Below are 17,494 nucleotides of genomic sequence, written 5' to 3'. Positions count from 1 at the left end.
ACGGCAGGGCGTTTCACGTGGAACATTGGCATGGGATTAACGGTGCACGCGCACTTCGCGAGCGAGTGTCTGGATTGCATCCTCGGGCTCGGCGTCGGTAATAACGCTCTCGGCAGCCTCCCACAACATCAGATTAAGCGGCGCGCCAAAGTCCTCAATGACGTTGCCTTGCGCGTCTACCCAGTGACCAAAGTGCTGCGCATTCTGGATACGGCCATGCATCGGCGTTAAGCGCGACACGCCAGGCAGCCACAGCCACACCGGCTTACCGAGCGCAAAGGCTGCGCCGATCTCGAATGCCGTGCCGGAATCGGGCTCGGATTCGCTGCGAAATGCGCGCACATCGGCAAACACGGCATCGGCGCGTGCGATCAGGCCGCAGTTCTGCCGGAAGATCCAGCGGCGCTTTTCCGCGTCGCCATCGAAGGGCGGCACAGCCGCATCCAGCGGGTACAGGCCTTGCAGCCCATGCCATTCGCAGGCGGCTTTGAGACGCGCTCCCCATACCACCGCATCGGGGCGAAACACGCCGGGGCCGGCGAGATAGATACGTGTGATGGCAGGCATGCTGGATGTTTTGGTCGAGAGTGACGGGCTTCACTATACTAGTGCCCGATTATGCCGGTTGCATGCAAGATTTGGGGCAGCAAGGCCATATAAAAAAATCAGGGAAAGGGGAGTTGAGATGTGGTTCGATAAACCGCGGGATCAGAGCGTGCAGATTGCGCTCGACCAGGCGCTGGCGGAAAACCGTCAGCTGCGCCAGCAAATAGAAAAACATGAGCGCGACGAGGCCTTTTTACGCTTGCTGCATACACAGACCCATCCTGCTGCCATGGCGCCGGCAGCCATCCAGATGGGGCCTGATATCACCCCGCAGTTAGCGCAAGTGGCTAGCGCCATCCAGACCGCAGCAGCCCGCACGCGACCCAGCACCACGCAGTCGGCATCTGCCGCGACTGACTTCAGCGCTGAATATCGCCGGATTGATCAATTGCTAGGCAATGCGGGCGAGCACGTTGGCGCGCTGGAAAGCGAATCCACTCGTATTGGCCAGTTTGTTGAGGTGATTACCGGCGTTGCAGGGCAGACCAATTTATTGGCGCTGAATGCGGCCATCGAAGCGGCCCGCGCGGGGGAGGCCGGTCGCGGTTTCGCCGTGGTGGCCGACGAGGTACGCAAGCTGGCGGAACGCACCGCGCACGCCGCCAAGGAAATCGCACAGCTGGTTGAGCAAATCCACGGCCAGACTGCCGCAACGCGCGGCGGTATCGATACCTTGGGCGGCGCCATCACCGATCTGCATCAGCGCATCGAGGCGCAGCAACACAGCGCGGTTGTCGCAGCGCAGCCCCAAGGCGCGATCGTGGAGGTGGCCGAGCTGCATCATTGGCATGGTCAGCTGCAGGACGCCATTCACGAGCTTGCCGCAGCCCGTTAGCTTTCGGCGGGCGCGTGTGGCAAGCAAAAAGGCCGGATCACCCAGATCCGGCCTTCTTCATTTAATGCGATGAGCTGAGATTGCGAGCTTAAATATCGGCCTCAACCTGATTACCCCGCGCCTCCAACCAGGCGCGGCGGCTGGAGGCCTCCGTCTTGCCCATCAGCATATGCATCAGTTCGCGAGTGTTGCCGGCCACGTCATCGCCCACGCCAACACGTAGCATGCGGCGCGTTTCCGGATTCATGGTGGTATCAAACAATTGCTCGGCGTTCATTTCACCGAGGCCTTTAAAGCGAGAAATACTCCACGCGTTTTCGCGGATTTTCTCGGCGCGCAGCTTATCCAGCACCGCAGTCAACTCGCCTTCATCCAGCGCGTAGAACTTGCGCGGCGGCTTGCTCTTGCCGCTGCCCGCCACGTCCACGCGGAACAACGGCGGCTGCGCCACCCAGACATGACCATGGCGGATCAACGCCGGGAAATGCCGATAGAACAGCGTTAGCAGCAACACCTGGATATGCGAACCATCCACGTCGGCATCCGACATGATCACGATCTTGCCGTAGCGCAGGCCGCTTAAATCGGGTGTCTCGTTGGCGGTATGCGCATCGACGCCGATGGCGACCGCAATATCGTGCACTTCGTTATTGGCAAAGATCTGGTCGCGATCGACTTCCCACGTATTGAGTACCTTGCCCCGCAGCGGCAGGATGGCCTGGAAATCCTTGTCGCGACCCAGCTTGGCCGAGCCGCCAGCCGAATCGCCCTCCACCAGAAACAGCTCGCAGCGCGCCGCTTCGTCACTGGCGCAATCGGTGAGCTTGCCCGGCAACACGGCAACGCCGCTCGATTTTTTCTTCTCCACCTTCTGTGCGTTTTTCTGCCGCGCTTGCGCCGCGCGGATGCACAGATCGGCCAGCTTTTTGCCCTGTTCCACGTGTTCGTTCAGATACAGCTCGAACGGTGGCTTGACCATGGCGGACACCAGCTTGAGACCATCGCGGCTGGTGAGCTTGTCTTTGGTCTGGCCCTGGAATTGCGGGTCAAGAATCTTGGCCGACAGCACAAACGAAGCGCGGCCAAACAGATCTTCGGGCAGCAGCTTGACGCCCTTGGGCGTCAGCGAATGGAATTCGATAAAGCCTTTAACGGCCTGGAATACGCCATCACGCAAACCGGATTCATGCGTGCCGCCGACGGGTGTCGGGATCAGGTTTACATACGATTCGCGCGAGGTGGGGCCATCTTCGCTCCACGTCAGCGCCCAGGCGCAACCTTCACCCGGGGCGAAGGTTTCATCGATACCTTCAATGTACTTTTCGCCTTGCAGAATGGGCACGATCAGCGAATAGCCGGTAAGTTGCTCACCCAGATAGCCCGTCAGGCCGTCCGGGTAAGTCCATGTTTTTTCAGCGAATTCACCATTGGCTTGCTCCACCTTCAGCGTCACGATCAAGCCCGGCAGCAGCACTGCCTTGGATTTAAGCAGATGCTCGAGCTCGCCTTGCGGAATATTGGGCGCATCAAAATAAGAGACGTCCGGCGCGACAAACACGGCGGTGCCGGTGTCTTTTTTGGCGCAAGTGCCGATCTGCGCCAAAGGCTCGGCCACCTCGCCACCGGCAAACACGATGCGATGCTGCTGGCCGTCGCGTTTGACTTCCACTTCCAGCCGCGTCGACAGCGCATTGGTCACCGACACGCCCACGCCGTGCAGACCGCCCGAAAACGCGTAGGCGCCTCCATCTTTTTTGTCGAACTTGCCGCCCGCGTGCAATTGCGTGAACACCACCTGCACGGTCGGCACGCCTTCTTCCGGGTGGATGCCCACCGGAATGCCGCGGCCGTTATCCGCCACGCGCATGGTCTGGTTGCGGTACAGCACCACGTCGATACGGGTCGCGAAGCCTGCCAGCGCCTCATCGGCCGCGTTGTCGATCACTTCCTGGCAGATATGCAGCGGATTGTCGGTGCGCGTGTACATGCCGGGGCGATGCCGGACCGGATCGAGGCCCTTCAGTACCTTGACGGCGGATTCGTCGTAACGTGGAGTGCTCATGACAGCCTGTGGTGGTAATGCGGTTCAAGCGCCGCAGTCTAACAAAGCGCGCACGTGGGGCCAAACGCCGTCGGTACGCGGTCACGTTTCTGTACATTAAGGTTGTGTTGCAAGCGGAACGTTGCGGCGCGCACGGCGTCACAAAGCACACGTAGTCAACACACGGAGCGTCATTATGTACGCGCTTGCCACCCTGATCGGGTTTCCGACCATCAATGCTGTGGTCGATGATTTTTTGCGCCGCTTGCGTCAGCACGCGGTATTCAGCGCCATCCTGCCAGAGGGCGATCTCAAACCGCTGCGCCTGCGCCTGGTTCATTTCTGGAGCGCCGTGCTTAACGGCGAAAGCTGGAACCTGCCGCTGGCCAGCAACCGCAGCAATCCAGGCCGCTTACCCAGCTTGCTGGGCGAGGGCCATGGCGTGGTGCTAGGCGTGTTTCGCGAGGCCATCGACAGCCTGGTGTCCGGCGACCTGGCCCAGGCGTGGCACCGCCGAGTGGATATCCTGCAGCAGTCGTTTACGCCGGTGGACCAATGCGTGCTGGCCAAGGCGGGCACGCCGTCTTTGCGCCGGGCCTGGTGAGTGAGCAACGGACCTTTTCTGTCGGTTTCACTAAAAGGAAACCCCGCAGCGCCGATGGGCAGTGCGGGGTTTTTTATGCTTCTGGTATATGGCGGATTATTTAGTTCCAGCAGGTTGCTAGCGTTGCGCTGCCGTTTACGTTACCGCGCACACCGAAGCTGTTGTACGTGTATGTGTAACACGTTGTGTCTTTGAGCTGTGAGGTCGCCGGAGTGGCCTGTAACGTATAGCCGGCGCTGGCGCCTGTCGTCACGGTGGGTGAGGGCACATCATAGAAGTGATTAGTCGAGTCTGGAATCGGCATACTGGTGGACGAGGAAGAAACACCGTAGCCCAATGCCGACAAGTCAGACGTGTACGAGTTGTTCGCCGCAAAAAAACGCTCTTCCCGACTGGCCACGTCCAGTAAGGCGGTCTGCGCGGTAGTGCGACGCGATTTCATCACCGTCGTCTGATACAGCGGAATGGCTACCCCGGTCAAAATGGCGACGATTGCCAGAATGATCATCAGTTCCATCAACGTGAAACCTTGATTCGACCTCATTGTGTTTCCTTCCAGGTAATGCGTTGGCCCGCTACGTCGGTCACCGGCACGATCACGCACTTGCTGACGTCATTCGCGCAAACCGGCGTGCCGCCGAGGTTGTTACCGACAGTGGCCGAAACGGTACCGGTTGAGGTGCTGACGGTCAACGTGGTGACGCTACCGCTGGCATTGAGCTTGGCGCCTTGCACCAGCACCGCTGAGTCACTTGCTATATTCGGGAAGAACGGTGCGGTGAAGGTACCGCCCGTCAACGGGTTATAGGCCATGGTCCAGCCTGTCGGCAATTGCACCGTGCAAGTCGCGGTCGAACTCGGCGGCGGGATAATGGTATTCAGTTCAAGCGCGCCGTCGTTGATGACCGGGTTGGCAATCACCTGCTCACCGGTGGTAGGAAGATCGTAATACCAGCCATAATTGCTGTTGCCCGTGGTGCATGTAGTCGAATCTTGCCAGCAGACCGCGTTGTTACTGAGCACGCGGTAACCACCTACGGAACCTGAGGACAAAGTAGTCTCCGTCGAGGTTTGTTGCACCAGCGCACTACGCGGCACTGTAGAACCGACGCCCGCGCTGCCAGCTGCGGGAGCGGTACCCGCCACATAAGCCGTAGTTGAAGCGGGAATCGTAACGCTGTTAGTCGTCCGACGGCCGCTGTTCCAGGCACTCAAATCCCAATCCCAAATGCCATAAACACTCTGCCTGCCGCTGGCATACACGTCGCCCAACGAGTTTGTAAACGGCGTACGTTGGCCGGTGCCGAACATCAGGAAAATACGGTTAGAGCTGCCCACCTTGATGGACGAAACTTGTACTTGCGTCGACACAGGCTGCAACGTGCCGGTGGAGCTGGCAGCGGTAAACAGCGGCGTGGCGACTGTGCCGCCATATGTCGAGGTAATCCAGTCCGCCGGGTTCGAGCTGGTGACATCAAATCGCCAGATATTACCGGCCAGATCACCCGCGTACAGATAGTCGACGATATGGTCATTATCGAGGTCAGCTGAAGCCACATAGGTAATCCCGGCCGTGCTGCCTGATTTGCCGGTGCTGAGGAACTTCGGGCTGATTGTGCCGTTGCTGGCATTAACCACCATGATAAAAATGCCGGCGTTACCCGATGAGTTCCAGCCGCTGCCAAAGATAACGGCCCAGCTACCATTATGCATGCGCCGGATCAGTGGCGCGCCATAGGTATAGCCCACAGAGCCGCCAATCGAGCTGTTAAGCGCGGATATGGTGGAGTCGGTCCATTCGCCTTTGACGATCGACGCTGCGTTGTTTTCGCTGAATGTGGTCGGATCCGTGACTTCAAGCGCATACACCGCTTTGCCACCCGGTCCCAGACCACCCACAACCCAGCTGTGCCAGGCATTGCTGTAATACAAGTCACCGGTTGCCGGGGGCGCGTCGACAAAATATGCGTGGTCATAGGTGGGGTTGGTCAGCGCGTTGAGGTTGCCAATCACGCTGGCTGGCACGTAACCCAAGATGTCAACGCCGTCATTGGTGCTGGTATCGAACACGCCCGACGCGTTGTAACTGCCTGCGCGAAAACCATGCAACATTCCGTCATTGCTACCCGTGTAGACCACATTGGTCCGCGTCGCATTGGTGGTGGTATATGCGGTATAGTTGGTTTCCGACGCCGTCTGAGCAGGGAACAGCGCATCAACCCAGGTTGAGCCGTAGGCCTTGTTGGGCGCGCCAACCCAGACTGGGCTGGAGTCGGTGATATCGCCTAATACGCTGGTGCGCAAACGGAACGGATTGGACGTGGGCGGTGGTTCCTGCGAACGATCGCCGCGCAGGAAACTAACGCGGTTCTGGGTAACTGTGGTGGATTCGCCGGTGATCGCCAGCGCGGTGCGTTGCGTGCTGGTCAAACCGTTCCACGTGAAAGCGGTGCCGACGCCGGATCCGTTTGACGTGATCACGGTGCGGGTGGTCTGTTTGGTCACAGTGGGCGTAGTCGTGCCATCGCTCATTGCAGAACAACTACCGCCGGTAAGCGTACAACTGCCGTCCCATACGGCCGCAGTCGATAACGCCGGCACACCATTGACCAGCACTACGGAATTGGCGGTTACCTCGCCCCACCAGTTATCGGGGTGATATTGCGTCTGATAAACCTGTGCACCTTCCTGGACCTGGGTACCCTTGATCGCGTTGACCGATGCACCCGTGAATTCCTGAGTTGCAGGGGTGGCAAGGAAGCAGGTTAGTTCGTGAACGTTGGTCGAACCCCCCGTACCACCTGAAAAACCAAAACGGAACGACGGGGGCAGTGGACCGCTTACCGTCGAATCGAGAATGTCCTGGTTGGTAATGATTTGTGTCTGTGCACCGCCGTTGTAGGTATACCAAAGCGACAGTTTACCGCCAGGGGTGATCTTTAATTTGTACGTCACCGGGTTCGCACCGGTACGTCGCGTAACCGTGCTCTGGGCGAGTGGCGTGGTGCTGCTCGAAAGCTGAGTGCCCTTGATGTACGGATAATCAAGAATGGTCGGCGTCTTGCCGCTCGAGTCTTTATAAGCCGTATAGACCTTGTTATTACCCGAAGTCGTTACGTGGACCGGATAACCTTTAAGGCAAGATCCCTGGATATCCGTTGCGTTATAGGTGCCCCACCCGTTGGCCGCAAACGTGGCCGCATTGACGGAGCCGCCACCGCGCACCACGATCGAATTAGGCGTTCGGGTGCCATTGGCTGGCGTCGCAGTATTATCACCGGGGCCGGTCCAGAAGTTACCCCACTCATCAATCCCCAAGCCTAGATAACCGCCGGTAATCCCATCTGATAGCGCGTTACCATTGGAGCACGAGTAGCCCAATGAGCCGCCCGTTGCGCCGACGTCCAGTGTTGTTTTGGAGCCGTCGAGCAAGAAGAAACTGATACCGTCGGCGCCGAGGTTGGTGGTGCCGCCGTCCCCGCTGCCGTTGTAGGTATACGCAGTAAACGTCACCTGAATGCCTTGATCAGTCGGGAACGTATTGTTATAGATAATCGCGCCGTGCTGGTAGGTGCCTTTGCTGGTAAATCGCAAAGCGCCATTACCACTGGTATCGGGCAAGGTGCCGGTGGCGCCGCCGCCCAGATTGGTGGCACACGCGGGGATAACCGAAGTCGCTGTGGAGGAAGGCTGGTTATTGCCCGCAGTCAGGCACGCAGCACCTAATGGGGTCCAATTGTTCTGGGCCGCAGACAACGAAAAATTCTCGGAAACGGACAGTGAAGCAGCATCCGCAAATCCTGACATCGCGAGTAATATTGAGCCCGCGATGGCGCTATAGTTAAAATTTGTCATTATCGTTTCCCCGACTTAATTGCAGGTATTGTCCTGGCCTAGATCTTTGATCTGGCCCGGAATAACGCGATACACCGATTGCAAAGTCGCAACCGCATTCTGATTGCCGCCATAACCTTTAGCGGTAATCAGATAAAAGCGGGCGCAGCTTGATGTATCCATGCCCGCAAAATAAATGGTGTAAACCGGGCTGGCGTAGTATTTGCCTACACCACCCGTGGTGCTGACCGGGATTTTTGTAGAATCAGCATAAGTCGCATAGGCATCCGATAACGGATTTGCATTCGGCGTTCCTGTGCAGATCGTAGCCTTACTCTTCGCACCGGCCGTGCATGCCACGCCATTCGACGCATTCGTCGCCTGGACCAACCACCATTGCGCGTATTGCATTGCGGATTGCGCGGCCTCGGTTGCCCGGCTTTTTTCACGCAGGTTGCCAGCCATGACTTGATCAAGCCCAAAACCGCGGAACATGGCCAATCCGATATAAATCATCAGCACCAGAAAGATCAGCGAACTGAACATGACAAAGCCGGTTTGTTTGATCTGTTTCATAGCGTGTTCATCAGTGCAATGACGCGGGTGAACGGAATCGTAGCGGGCTGGCCTGTCTGGCCCGCGAGCGGATTGGCATAGTTAAGTGTGACCTTGATCGCGCGCGCATTTAGCCAGGAAGTACTCGCGCCGCCACTGGTGTACTGAAATGCGGTGCCGTCGCCGGTGGTATCGATCGCATATTGCAGATTCATCGAACTCACGTTATTGACCAGCAAATAGGTGGCCGCGCTGCCTGTGCCCACCGTTTCCACACAGGTCAGCGACGACACCCCGCTGGTGGTGGTGACCGAAAAGGTGTCGACGTAAATGCGTCCGGTGTCCGCTTTGACACCACTGCAGGTAGACAAGGGATTGGTGCCGACAACATAGCGGATCGTGAATGTGTTCGCGCTGCCGCTGATATAGGTGCCTGCTACCGTAAAACCGGTAGCCACAGGAAACACGGTTGCTGCGGTGTTGGTGACTGGAGGCACGATGAAATAACCCGCTTGCTGCACAAATGCGGCAAGCAGATTCATTGATGTACGTTGCGCATCCTGAATTTGCGAATAAGCGTCGCGGGCCGTTGAACTGGTTCGCATTGAAAAATAGACGGTACCCAGCCCTATCATCAGAAGCAAGCTGATTGCCAGGCCGATCAGTAATTCGATCATGCCGATACCACGTTGTCTGCGGGGGATAGCGGCCATATCAGTAGATGCTCGCAGTGGTGGTGTACGTCTGGGTCTGTTGCGTGCCCGCGGCCATATTGCCAGCGCCGGGTGTGCCCGCTGCGTCGTTATGCAGTGCAACGGTCTTCTCAAGCCAGCTCACGGTGATCTGGCAAAGATTGGGTTTCGCGGCGCTATTGCCGGTGCAGGTAACGTTACCCTTGCCCTGGGGTAGCACCGTGGCCAGATTCTGAGCCCAGTTTTTGAGGTCGTAGGCCGCTAATTGTGCGCCGGTGCACGTGGCTGATGCGCAATCCTGCGTCGATGAAGCAAGCGTGCTGTTGGCGCTGCCACTGATGCTGGAGCCAGTCCAGGCATCGCCCATTGTGGCCGTGAGATCCCCCGCAAAGGTGGCGGTCAACCAGTAGCTTTTATTAACCTGCATGTTCGCGGCCAGGCTGGACGCTTGAATGGCCGCCAGGCTGTGCGAGCGTGCGGTTTGCGTGTTGTTGATAGCCAGCATCTGGATGCCGGCCATGCCCAACACGCCAATCAAGATAATTACCAGCGTAATCAGCACTTCGATCATTGAGAAGCCGCCCTGGCGGCGTTGCGGTGTGCTCAACATGCTGACCCCGTTTTGCGCGTCCACTGGCCCGCAGAGAAAACCAGGCATCGTTTGTAGTCAGTGTTATTTGTGCTGTCGGTCAAAGTGAGTTGCCCTGAGGCTGACGTATACCCGTTACGATCGAAACTGACGCTGGTCAAAGAGGTCGAGGCGGTCAATGCGTCGGTACTGCTGAATGCAGCCTCCATCCGGATCAGATTGGGCGAGGTGACACTAGTGGGAAAACCGCTTAGATCGGCCGCAGAATCGATAAACATCACCCAACCATTTTTCCACTGCGAGGTATTGCAGCCCGCCTTTGGACATAACACCACATTCACGCCACGTTTGATGGCTTCACTACGCGCCACCAGCAAATCGCCGGAAATACGATTCAGCTCGCCGCTCATACGGTTATTGGCTATCGATGTTTTGAACGATGGCAATGCGATTGCCGTCAGCACGCCAATAATGGCGAACACGACCAGCAATTCGATTGCGGTAAATCCACGCTCAATAGAGGGCATATAGAGATAGAGCCTGTTTTTAATGAGTATTGAGGTATCTATATCAACAATTTAACGGATTGCGTCCAATTAACCGGGTGGCGTTGCAAAATGCAACATAAACGCCCCACGCCGCTGATTAGACCATCCAGAACCTTCCGGTATGGTATGCGCAGGCGTCAAGGCATTGCTAACCACCTGTCAGCAGTGCCCTACCGGTTAACAATGTAAATCAAATAGATGCCATAAACGCGACAGCGGTGGCGTGTCAGCCGTGCGCCGCTGTTGCTGCTTTTCTGGGCGAACTATGCCAGAACAGCTGACAGAGGCCAATGCGCAAGCGACTGATCACGCAGCGTTTATTGGCGGCAATCAGCCTAGCCCGCGCCGATACTGAATCGCTTCGGCCACATGCGCCGCGCTGATGGTGTCGCTTTGCGCCAGATCGGCAATCGTGCGCGCCAGTTTTAATACGCGGTGAAAGCTGCGCGCCGAAAGATTAAGTCGTTGCAATGCGCTGTGTAGCAATTCGCGCGCGGCTTCTTCAGGCTGACAATATTCATCCACTTCGCGGGTATTTAGCGCGGCATTGGCTTTGCCCTGGCGCGTTAGCGCGCGGTGGTGCGCGGCAGCCACGCGTAATGCAATTGCCGCGCTGGTTTCACCATCGGCCGCGCCCATTAGCGTGGTGTCGCTGACTGCGGGCACGTCCACCGCCATATCCAGCCGATCCAGAAACGGCCCGGATAGTTTGGCCTTATAACGCGCAATCTGGTCCGGGGTGCAACGGCAGGCGCGTTTGGGGTGGCCCAGATAGCCGCAGGGGCACGGGTTCATGGCGGCAATCAATTGAAAGCGCGCGGGGAAAGTGACTGCGTGCGCGGCGCGGCTGATATTCACTTCACCGCTTTCCAGCGGCTCGCGTAATACCTCCAGCACTTTGCGATCGAACTCGGGTAGTTCGTCCAGAAACAGAATGCCGTTGTGCGCCAGCGAAATCTCGCCCGGCTGCGGATTGGAGCCGCCACCGACCAGCGCCGGCGCCGAGGCGGTGTGATGCGGCGCGCGATAGGGTCGCAGTCCAAACTGGCTGACATCAAGGCCTTTGCGGGTTAGAGAACGCACCGCCGCGGTTTCAAGCGCCTGGTCTATGCCCATGGGTGGCATCAGGCCGGGCAAGCGCTGCGCCAGCATCGATTTGCCGGTGCCCGGCGTGCCCACCAGCAACAGGCTGTGCTGGCCCGCGGCGGCAATTTCGAGTGCGCGTTTGGCTTGTTGCTGGCCGCGCACATCCAGCAGATCAGGATATTCAGGCGGGGCAAACCAACTGGGTGCGACGGCGGCGGGCAGCGGTTGTTTGTGGGTAAAAAAGCGGCAGATGTCCTGCAGGCTGCTGGCGGCACGCACATCCGCGCCGGGGTAGAGCGCGGCTTCCGGGGCACTTTGCGCGGGCAGAATCAGGATGCGTCCGGCCTCGGTCGCGGCGCGCGCCAGGGCGATGGCGCCGCGCACCGGGCGTAGTCCGGCGGTCAGCCCAAGCTCGCCAGCAAACTCGAAATGTGTCAGATCGGCCCCCGCCAACTGACCGCTCGCCGCCAGAATGCCGACGGCAATCGGCAAGTCGAAGTGGCTGGACGATTTAGGTAGGTCCGCAGGTGCTAAATTGACGGTGATCCGACGAGCGGGAAACTCAAACCCCGCCACGGCCATCGCCGCGCGTACCCGTTCGCGGCTCTCTTTGACCTCGGCTTCGGGCAGTCCAACCAGATTAAAAGCAGGTAAGCCATTGGCAAGATGAACTTCCACTGATACGGCTTGCGCGGTCAGTCCCTCAAGGGCCCGGCTGTAGATGAGTGCCAATGACATAACTATGGTTCGAATCCCTGTAAACGGTTCGCTATAGTGTATGGACCTCCGATTCTTCAAATATTGATCCCGTCGTGAATCCCAACTCTGCTGAAACCGATTTATTGCCAGATTTTCGCAATATGGGCGTGGTGCTGCGCATCCTGGTGGTGATGCACCTGGCGCTGTTTATCTACACGCTGATCGGCCTGCAAAACTGGCTGGCGTGGCCGCAGCATTTTGTGGATTCGGTGCTTTGGCTGGAATTTTCACTGCTGCCAGCTATGCTGCTGTTGGGCCTTGCCAACCCGTTGCTCACCCGATTGAGCTATTCACGCGGCGTGGTGGCCACCTGTGCGCTGGCTGCGCTGGGGGGCACCTTCGGTCGCTTGTTGATTACGCCACAAGCGCCGGACTGGGATTTGCTGCTGGCCGACGCCATTGTCATGATCGTGGCGGCGTCCACCTTGCTAAGCTATTTTCATCTGCGCCAGCGCGCGTTGTCGCCCAGGTTGTCAGAAGCACGCTTGCAGGCATTACAGGCACGGATCCGGCCGCATTTTCTGTTTAACAGTCTGAATGCGGTGCTGTCGCTGATTCGGTATGAGCCGGTCAAGGCCGAGCAAGTGCTGGAAGATCTGGCCGATCTGTTTCGCGTGGTGATGAAAGATAACCGGCAGTTGTCGCGGCTGGATCGAGAAGTGGAGCTGGCCAAGCGTTATCTCAATATCGAGATGGTGCGCCTGGGTGGCCGCTTGAAAGTGCAATGGAATACCGAGAACATGCCGGGCGATGCTGCGGTGCCCCCTTTGATGCTGCAGCCGCTGGTAGAAAACGCGGTCTATCATGGGGTGGAACCTGCATTGAATCCGGCGCCCATTCAGGTGAACATTTTCAGATTTCGCGATCAGATACACCTGGATGTTAAAAACCCGCTGCCACCGCCTGACGCGGTGCGTGAACACGGCGGTAACGGAATGGCTCTCGAAAATATCAGAGAGCGTTTACTATTGCATTTTGATGCTGAAGCTACGCTGACAACACAGGCAGCGAGCGACTATTATCAAGTGCATATTGTGGTGCCATACAGAGAGATCACCCATGACGACGCCGCTTCGCCTTTTTCTGGTGGATGACGAGATGCCTGCACTGCGCAGGCTGGAAGACGTATTGCATGACTGTGCCAGCGAATGCCCGATTGAAATTCTGGGCACCGCAACCAACGGGGTTTCGGCACTGGCCCAACTGGCGGAGGCTGACGCCGATGCCGCCATTATCGATATCCAGATGCCGCAAATGAGCGGTATCGAACTTGCGCGCGAACTGCAAAGCCTGTCGCAACCGCCCGCTGTGATCTTCGCCACAGCGTTCGAAGAGTACGGCGTTGCGGCCTTTGAAGTGCGCGCTGTGGACTATCTGCTTAAGCCGATCCGCCGCGAACGGCTGCTGGATGCGCTCAACCGCGTGGCTGAAATGCGCGCGGCCCAGGCGCAAGCCGAGCCAGCGTCGCATGCGCGTAGCCATTTCAGCGTGACGGAACGCGGCCGCCTGCATTTGATTCCGGTGGCCGAAGCGCGCTATCTGAAGGCCGAGCAGAAATACATCACGCTGCGCACGCGCGAGCGCGAATATCTGCTGGAAGATTCGCTAACCCGGCTGGAAGAAGAATTTGGCAGCCGCTTTGTGCGCATCCACCGCAATTGTCTGGTGGCGCGAGATTCGTTGGTGGGCTTTGAAAAGATGCCTTCCAATGGCGGCGAAACGCATTGGGTGGCGGTGTTGAAAGATGTGCCGGAACGCTTGGCGGTCAGCCGTCGGCAGCAGCATGTCATCAAGGAATTCAAGAAAAACGGTTAATTGCTGACACGGTTTTCTCGAAATTCAGCCCGAAAAAAAGCGCTCGATATCACGTCGAGCGCTTTTTTATTGCTGGTTTGGCCCGTCACTGGCCAGTCCGGTTATGCGTGCAGATGCGTCAACGCCATCACCCACATCGCCGCCAGGTTGATCAGGCAGACCAGTTGCGCCGCGCTGCCCAGATCCTTGGCGCGTTTTGCCAGCTCATGGCGTTCCAGCGAAGTGTGGTCCACCGCAGCTTCGACCGCCGAGTTGAGGAGTTCCACAATCACGGTCAGAAAATGGCTGCCAATGACGGCGGCGTGGGCCCACGGTTGCAGCGGTACAAACAGCGAAATCACAATGCCGGCCACCGCCAGCAAGGCCACTTGCCGGAACGCGGCTTCGTTGCGCCAGCCAGCGCCCAGGCCGTCCAGCGAATAGCCCAATGCATTCAGCACGCGCTGCGCGCCGGTTTTACCTTTGAACGGACTTTCCTTCACGATCAACCTTCTGCGGTTACCGGGCTAAACACATCGGCATAGCACGTGTAGTTAAGCAAAAACGTCAACGGCATGACCGCAAGCAATAACACCAGGCTGGGCAACATGCTCAGGTTGGGGTTGATGCTGGCCAGCAGATGCGTCGGAATGGTCAGTATCATCGAAGCCACCATGATGAAAACGACCAGGATCAAACCCGACAACAATAACGCCAGCCAGTTACGCCAGAATGCCAGGTAGCTGGTTTTCATCGCGCCCATGGTGCCCATGTCGCGCATGATGACCAGCGGCGGCGCAAAGAAATAGATGCTGTTGATCAGCATCAGGCCCAACACAAACAACAAGGCAATCCAGAACCCGTTGCCACCCAGATCAGGCAGCTCGCCTGCTTTTTGCATGGATTGCAGCGCGCTGGCGTCATGGCCCGGCAGCAGCGCCACCACCACGGCCATGATGGCCATCATGATCAGCATTGCGCCAATGGCGTATAGCAGGCCCACGCCCAGCAGGCTACGCGTGTGTTTACGCAGGCCGATCAGCAAATTGGGAAAATCCGGCGGCAGGTCTTGGGTGACTTGCAGATGGGCGCACCAGACGGCGCCACCCAGCAGCAGCGGCATGATGATGGGGCTGATGATGCCCAGATAGGGGATGGCCGACAGCGTGAGCAGCACCGCCATGACGCTGACGCTGATCAGCATCCAGCGGCCGATATGTCGTTTGTATAGCTTTAGCGCATCGCGTATCCACGTCCAGCTGTGGCTGAGCGGCACCCTGCGTGGTTCCGGCGTGGTGTCGATGATCAAACCAGAGTCGTCCATCCTGCTTTCCTTGTGTCGTATCGCCGACATCCTGGTGGTAAGCAGGAGGGTTGTCTACAGCGGGTTTGCCGGGGGCGACGCGTGTGGCGGGTTCAAGGCGCGCCGCAGCGGTCGCGCCAGGCTTCATAGTTGCTGGCTTGCAGCAGCACAAAGAACAAAGCGTGCGCCGATGCCGTCAGATACGGCGCCCAGGCGCGCAAGCTGGGATTGGCGCCACTGGACAGCAGATTGTCCAGCAACAAAGGCACGCACAGCCATGCCAGCAGCAACGCGCCCTGATTGCAGATTACGCTGCCCAGATTGCGCCAGAACAAGCGATAGGCAGTCAGACAAGCCTCCACCACACCCGCCTGGTCCAGCACGATCAGCACCGGCGCAAACAGCCAGCAAGGCAAGAACAGCATGATGGCGATCATGGTTTTGCCCGGCAGCAGCGGCGTGCTGGCGGGCAGGGTATTCATATAGTGATTGAGGCTTTGCGTCAGCACGGCCATTGCCACCAGCCATGGCATCGCGGCACACCAGCGCAGCCAGCCGGGGCGGCCCGCCAATGCGGGCTGATGTCGCCACGCCAACGGCATGACGATGCTCCAGCCCAGTACCGATACCAGCATCGGTACAAACCACTGGTTGGCGCGTTCATCGGTCGGGAGCAGTGCAGGCATGCACAGCGCCGCACCAATCAGAATAGTTACGCCCAGTGCAAGCATGGGGTACTGCCACAAGGTGCGACAGCCCGCCAGCAGCCACTTGGTGTGGGTAGAACCGGTAGTGTGTTGAAGCGGCAAATTCATAAGTAAATCACGGCCTCCCGAGCGGAAATTCAGGATAAACAGGCCGTCGCCGCTACGTCTATGACCGCCGGGTGGGCGGCGTTTTTGACGGATGAACGCAGTGTTTGTCCGATGCTTACCTACAAGCATCGGACATTAACTTACGTAGTTTTACTTAACAAAAGTGGGTTGATCGCCAACTATGCACCAACAACGCGCGTGGCATGGCGCGCAATCATCAGCTCTTCATTGGTGGGGATGACGTAGACCGCGACGCGACTGGCCTCGGTGCTGATGCGGCGCGCTTTGCTGCTGCGCGTGTTGTTCACACCTTTGTCCAGTTCCACGCCCAGCCAGCCCAGCGCTTTACACACGCTGGCGCGCACATGCTCGTCGTTTTCGCCAATACCGGCGGTAAACACGAGCGCATCCAGACCTTGCAGTGCCGCGCTCAGGCTGCCCACTTGTTGCACGATGCGGTTGGCAAAGTAATCGACCGCCAGTTTGGCGCGTGGATCGTTGCTGGCGTGCAGTTCACGCATATCGCTGGAAATGCCGGACAGCCCCAGCAGGCCCGATTCCTTGTACAGCAGGGTTTCGATCTCGGCTGTGTTCATCTTCAGATGCGTCATCAGGAACAGCACAATCGCCGGGTCCAGCGTGCCGGTACGCGTGCCCATCGGCAGGCCTTCCAGCGCGGTAAAGCCCATGGTGGTCAACTGACACACGCTGCCCAGCAATGCCGCCATCGATGCGCCATTGCCCAGGTGGCAAACCACGGTGCGGCCTTGCGCGGCTTTGGCGTCGATCTGCGGCAGCACGCTGGCGATATATTCGTACGACAAACCGTGAAAGCCCCAGCGACGCAGACCTTCGCGCTCGGCCAGTTCCAGCGGCAGCGCGTACAGCTGGTTCAGTTCGGGCTGGGTGCGATGGAAAGCGGTATCAAAACAAGCCACTTGCGGCACATCGGGCAGCAGGCCGGCCAGAATCTTCATCGGACCAATATTGTGCGGTGCATGCAGCGGCGCCAGCGGGACGGTTTGTTCCAGTTGCGCGATTACGTCGGGCGTTACGCGCACCGGCTGCGAAAAGCCGGTACCGCCATGCACCACGCGATGGCCAATCACCGCCAGTTTGCGGCCTTCGGTATGGCCTTTCAGCCAGTCCAGCACGTAGCGCAGCGCGGTATCGTGGCTCTTGGGCGCATCGGCCGGCAGCGGTTCGTTGGCGATTTTCTGGCCGGCTGCATCTTTGGCGCTGAACTGCGGTTGGGTAAAGATGCCATCCACCTGACCATTGAACTGCAGCACCGGGTCCGCAGCGGTTTGTTCGAACAACGAAAACTTGATGCTGGAAGAGCCAGCGTTAATGATCAAAATCAGTTCGTTCATGACAGGTTTCTCCGCGCGCAGATCAATGTCTTCGCACTGCTGTTTGTTAAGCCGTTTGTG

17 protein-coding genes are annotated in these 17,494 nt (G+C 58.4%); 4 read left to right on the top strand and 13 right to left on the bottom strand.

Annotated elements, in window-relative coordinates; genetic code table 11:
- Positions 1–36: 36 nt before the first annotated feature.
- On the bottom strand, positions 37–567 hold the full coding sequence (locus tag WG78_RS13780; RefSeq protein ID WP_053938410.1) for a nucleoside 2-deoxyribosyltransferase: 531 nt from the start codon (positions 565–567) through the stop codon (positions 37–39).
- 118 nt (positions 568–685) lie between these two features.
- On the opposite strand from WG78_RS13780, the gene WG78_RS23320 reads away from it, so the two are divergent.
- A complete protein-coding gene (locus WG78_RS23320; protein ID WP_053938409.1) occupies positions 686–1,441 on the top strand; it encodes a methyl-accepting chemotaxis protein in 756 nt (251 codons plus the stop codon).
- A gap of 88 nt (positions 1,442–1,529) precedes the next feature.
- Here the strand turns inward: WG78_RS23320 and parE are convergent, their stop codons facing one another.
- Positions 1,530–3,503 (bottom strand): DNA topoisomerase IV subunit B, encoded by a 1,974-nt coding sequence (parE, locus tag WG78_RS13770; RefSeq protein ID WP_053938408.1) that lies wholly within the window; start codon positions 3,501–3,503, stop codon positions 1,530–1,532.
- 175 nt (positions 3,504–3,678) lie between these two features.
- Between parE and WG78_RS13765 the strand changes: the two genes are divergently transcribed.
- On the top strand, positions 3,679–4,086 hold the full coding sequence (locus WG78_RS13765; RefSeq protein ID WP_053938407.1) for a truncated hemoglobin: 408 nt from the start codon (positions 3,679–3,681) through the stop codon (positions 4,084–4,086).
- 100 nt (positions 4,087–4,186) lie between these two features.
- On the opposite strand, the gene WG78_RS13760 is transcribed toward WG78_RS13765, so the two are convergent.
- The 7 genes from WG78_RS13760 to WG78_RS13730 form a co-directional block, all read right to left on the bottom strand.
- Positions 4,187–4,630 (bottom strand): type IV pilin protein, encoded by a 444-nt coding sequence (locus WG78_RS13760; protein WP_053938406.1) that lies wholly within the window; start codon positions 4,628–4,630, stop codon positions 4,187–4,189.
- A complete protein-coding gene (locus WG78_RS13755; protein ID WP_083459104.1) occupies positions 4,627–7,941 on the bottom strand; it encodes a pilus assembly protein in 3,315 nt (1,104 codons plus the stop codon). Before WG78_RS13755 ends, WG78_RS13760 begins: the two co-directional genes overlap by 4 nt.
- A 15-nt stretch (positions 7,942–7,956) precedes the next feature.
- Complete coding sequence (locus WG78_RS13750; protein ID WP_236692046.1) at positions 7,957–8,436, bottom strand: pilus assembly PilX family protein; 480 nt, start codon at positions 8,434–8,436, stop codon at positions 7,957–7,959.
- A 56-nt stretch (positions 8,437–8,492) separates the two neighbouring features.
- Positions 8,493–9,188, bottom strand: coding sequence for a PilW family protein (locus tag WG78_RS13745; RefSeq protein WP_152969220.1), 696 nt, complete (start codon positions 9,186–9,188; stop codon positions 8,493–8,495).
- 1 nt (position 9,189) lies between these two features.
- Complete coding sequence (gene pilV, locus WG78_RS13740; protein ID WP_161805120.1) at positions 9,190–9,777, bottom strand: type IV pilus modification protein PilV; 588 nt, start codon at positions 9,775–9,777, stop codon at positions 9,190–9,192.
- Positions 9,771–10,283 carry a GspH/FimT family pseudopilin gene (locus WG78_RS13735; protein WP_083459154.1) on the bottom strand — a complete coding sequence of 171 codons (513 nt, stop codon included), beginning with the start codon at positions 10,281–10,283 and terminating at the stop codon, positions 9,771–9,773. Before WG78_RS13735 ends, pilV begins: the two co-directional genes overlap by 7 nt.
- Before the next feature lie 351 nt (positions 10,284–10,634).
- Positions 10,635–12,128: a YifB family Mg chelatase-like AAA ATPase gene (locus WG78_RS13730; RefSeq protein ID WP_053938400.1), complete on the bottom strand. Its 1,494-nt coding sequence runs from the start codon at positions 12,126–12,128 to the stop codon at positions 10,635–10,637.
- 74 nt (positions 12,129–12,202) lie between these two features.
- On the opposite strand from WG78_RS13730, the gene WG78_RS13725 reads away from it, so the two are divergent.
- Positions 12,203–13,243, top strand: a complete 1,041-nt coding sequence (locus WG78_RS13725; RefSeq protein WP_201782439.1) for a sensor histidine kinase — start codon at positions 12,203–12,205, stop codon at positions 13,241–13,243.
- Complete coding sequence (locus tag WG78_RS13720; RefSeq protein WP_053938399.1) at positions 13,209–13,964, top strand: LytR/AlgR family response regulator transcription factor; 756 nt, start codon at positions 13,209–13,211, stop codon at positions 13,962–13,964. Before WG78_RS13725 ends, WG78_RS13720 begins: the two co-directional genes overlap by 35 nt.
- Positions 13,965–14,065: 101 nt before the next feature.
- On the opposite strand, the gene WG78_RS13715 is transcribed toward WG78_RS13720, so the two are convergent.
- From WG78_RS13715 to WG78_RS13700, 4 genes are all read right to left on the bottom strand, one after another.
- Entirely contained in the window at positions 14,066–14,452 is a 387-nt protein-coding gene (locus tag WG78_RS13715; RefSeq protein WP_053938398.1) for a diacylglycerol kinase, read from the bottom strand.
- A complete protein-coding gene (locus WG78_RS13710; protein ID WP_053938397.1) occupies positions 14,449–15,267 on the bottom strand; it encodes a BPSS1780 family membrane protein in 819 nt (272 codons plus the stop codon). Before WG78_RS13710 ends, WG78_RS13715 begins: the two co-directional genes overlap by 4 nt.
- 92 nt (positions 15,268–15,359) lie before the next feature.
- The gene (locus WG78_RS13705; RefSeq protein ID WP_053938396.1) at positions 15,360–16,061 is read right to left on the bottom strand and encodes a hypothetical protein; all 702 of its coding nucleotides are present in this window, start codon (positions 16,059–16,061) and stop codon (positions 15,360–15,362) included.
- Between the two features lie 179 nt (positions 16,062–16,240).
- Entirely contained in the window at positions 16,241–17,434 is a 1,194-nt protein-coding gene (locus WG78_RS13700) for an acetate/propionate family kinase (protein WP_053938395.1), read from the bottom strand.
- Positions 17,435–17,494 lie beyond the last annotated feature (60 nt).

The sequence above is a fragment of the Amantichitinum ursilacus genome (assembly GCF_001294205.1).
Classification (GTDB): domain Bacteria; phylum Pseudomonadota; class Gammaproteobacteria; order Burkholderiales; family Chitinibacteraceae; genus Amantichitinum; species Amantichitinum ursilacus.
Note: the sequence above shows the minus strand (reverse complement) of the source record. Positions and strands in the feature narration are given on the sequence as shown.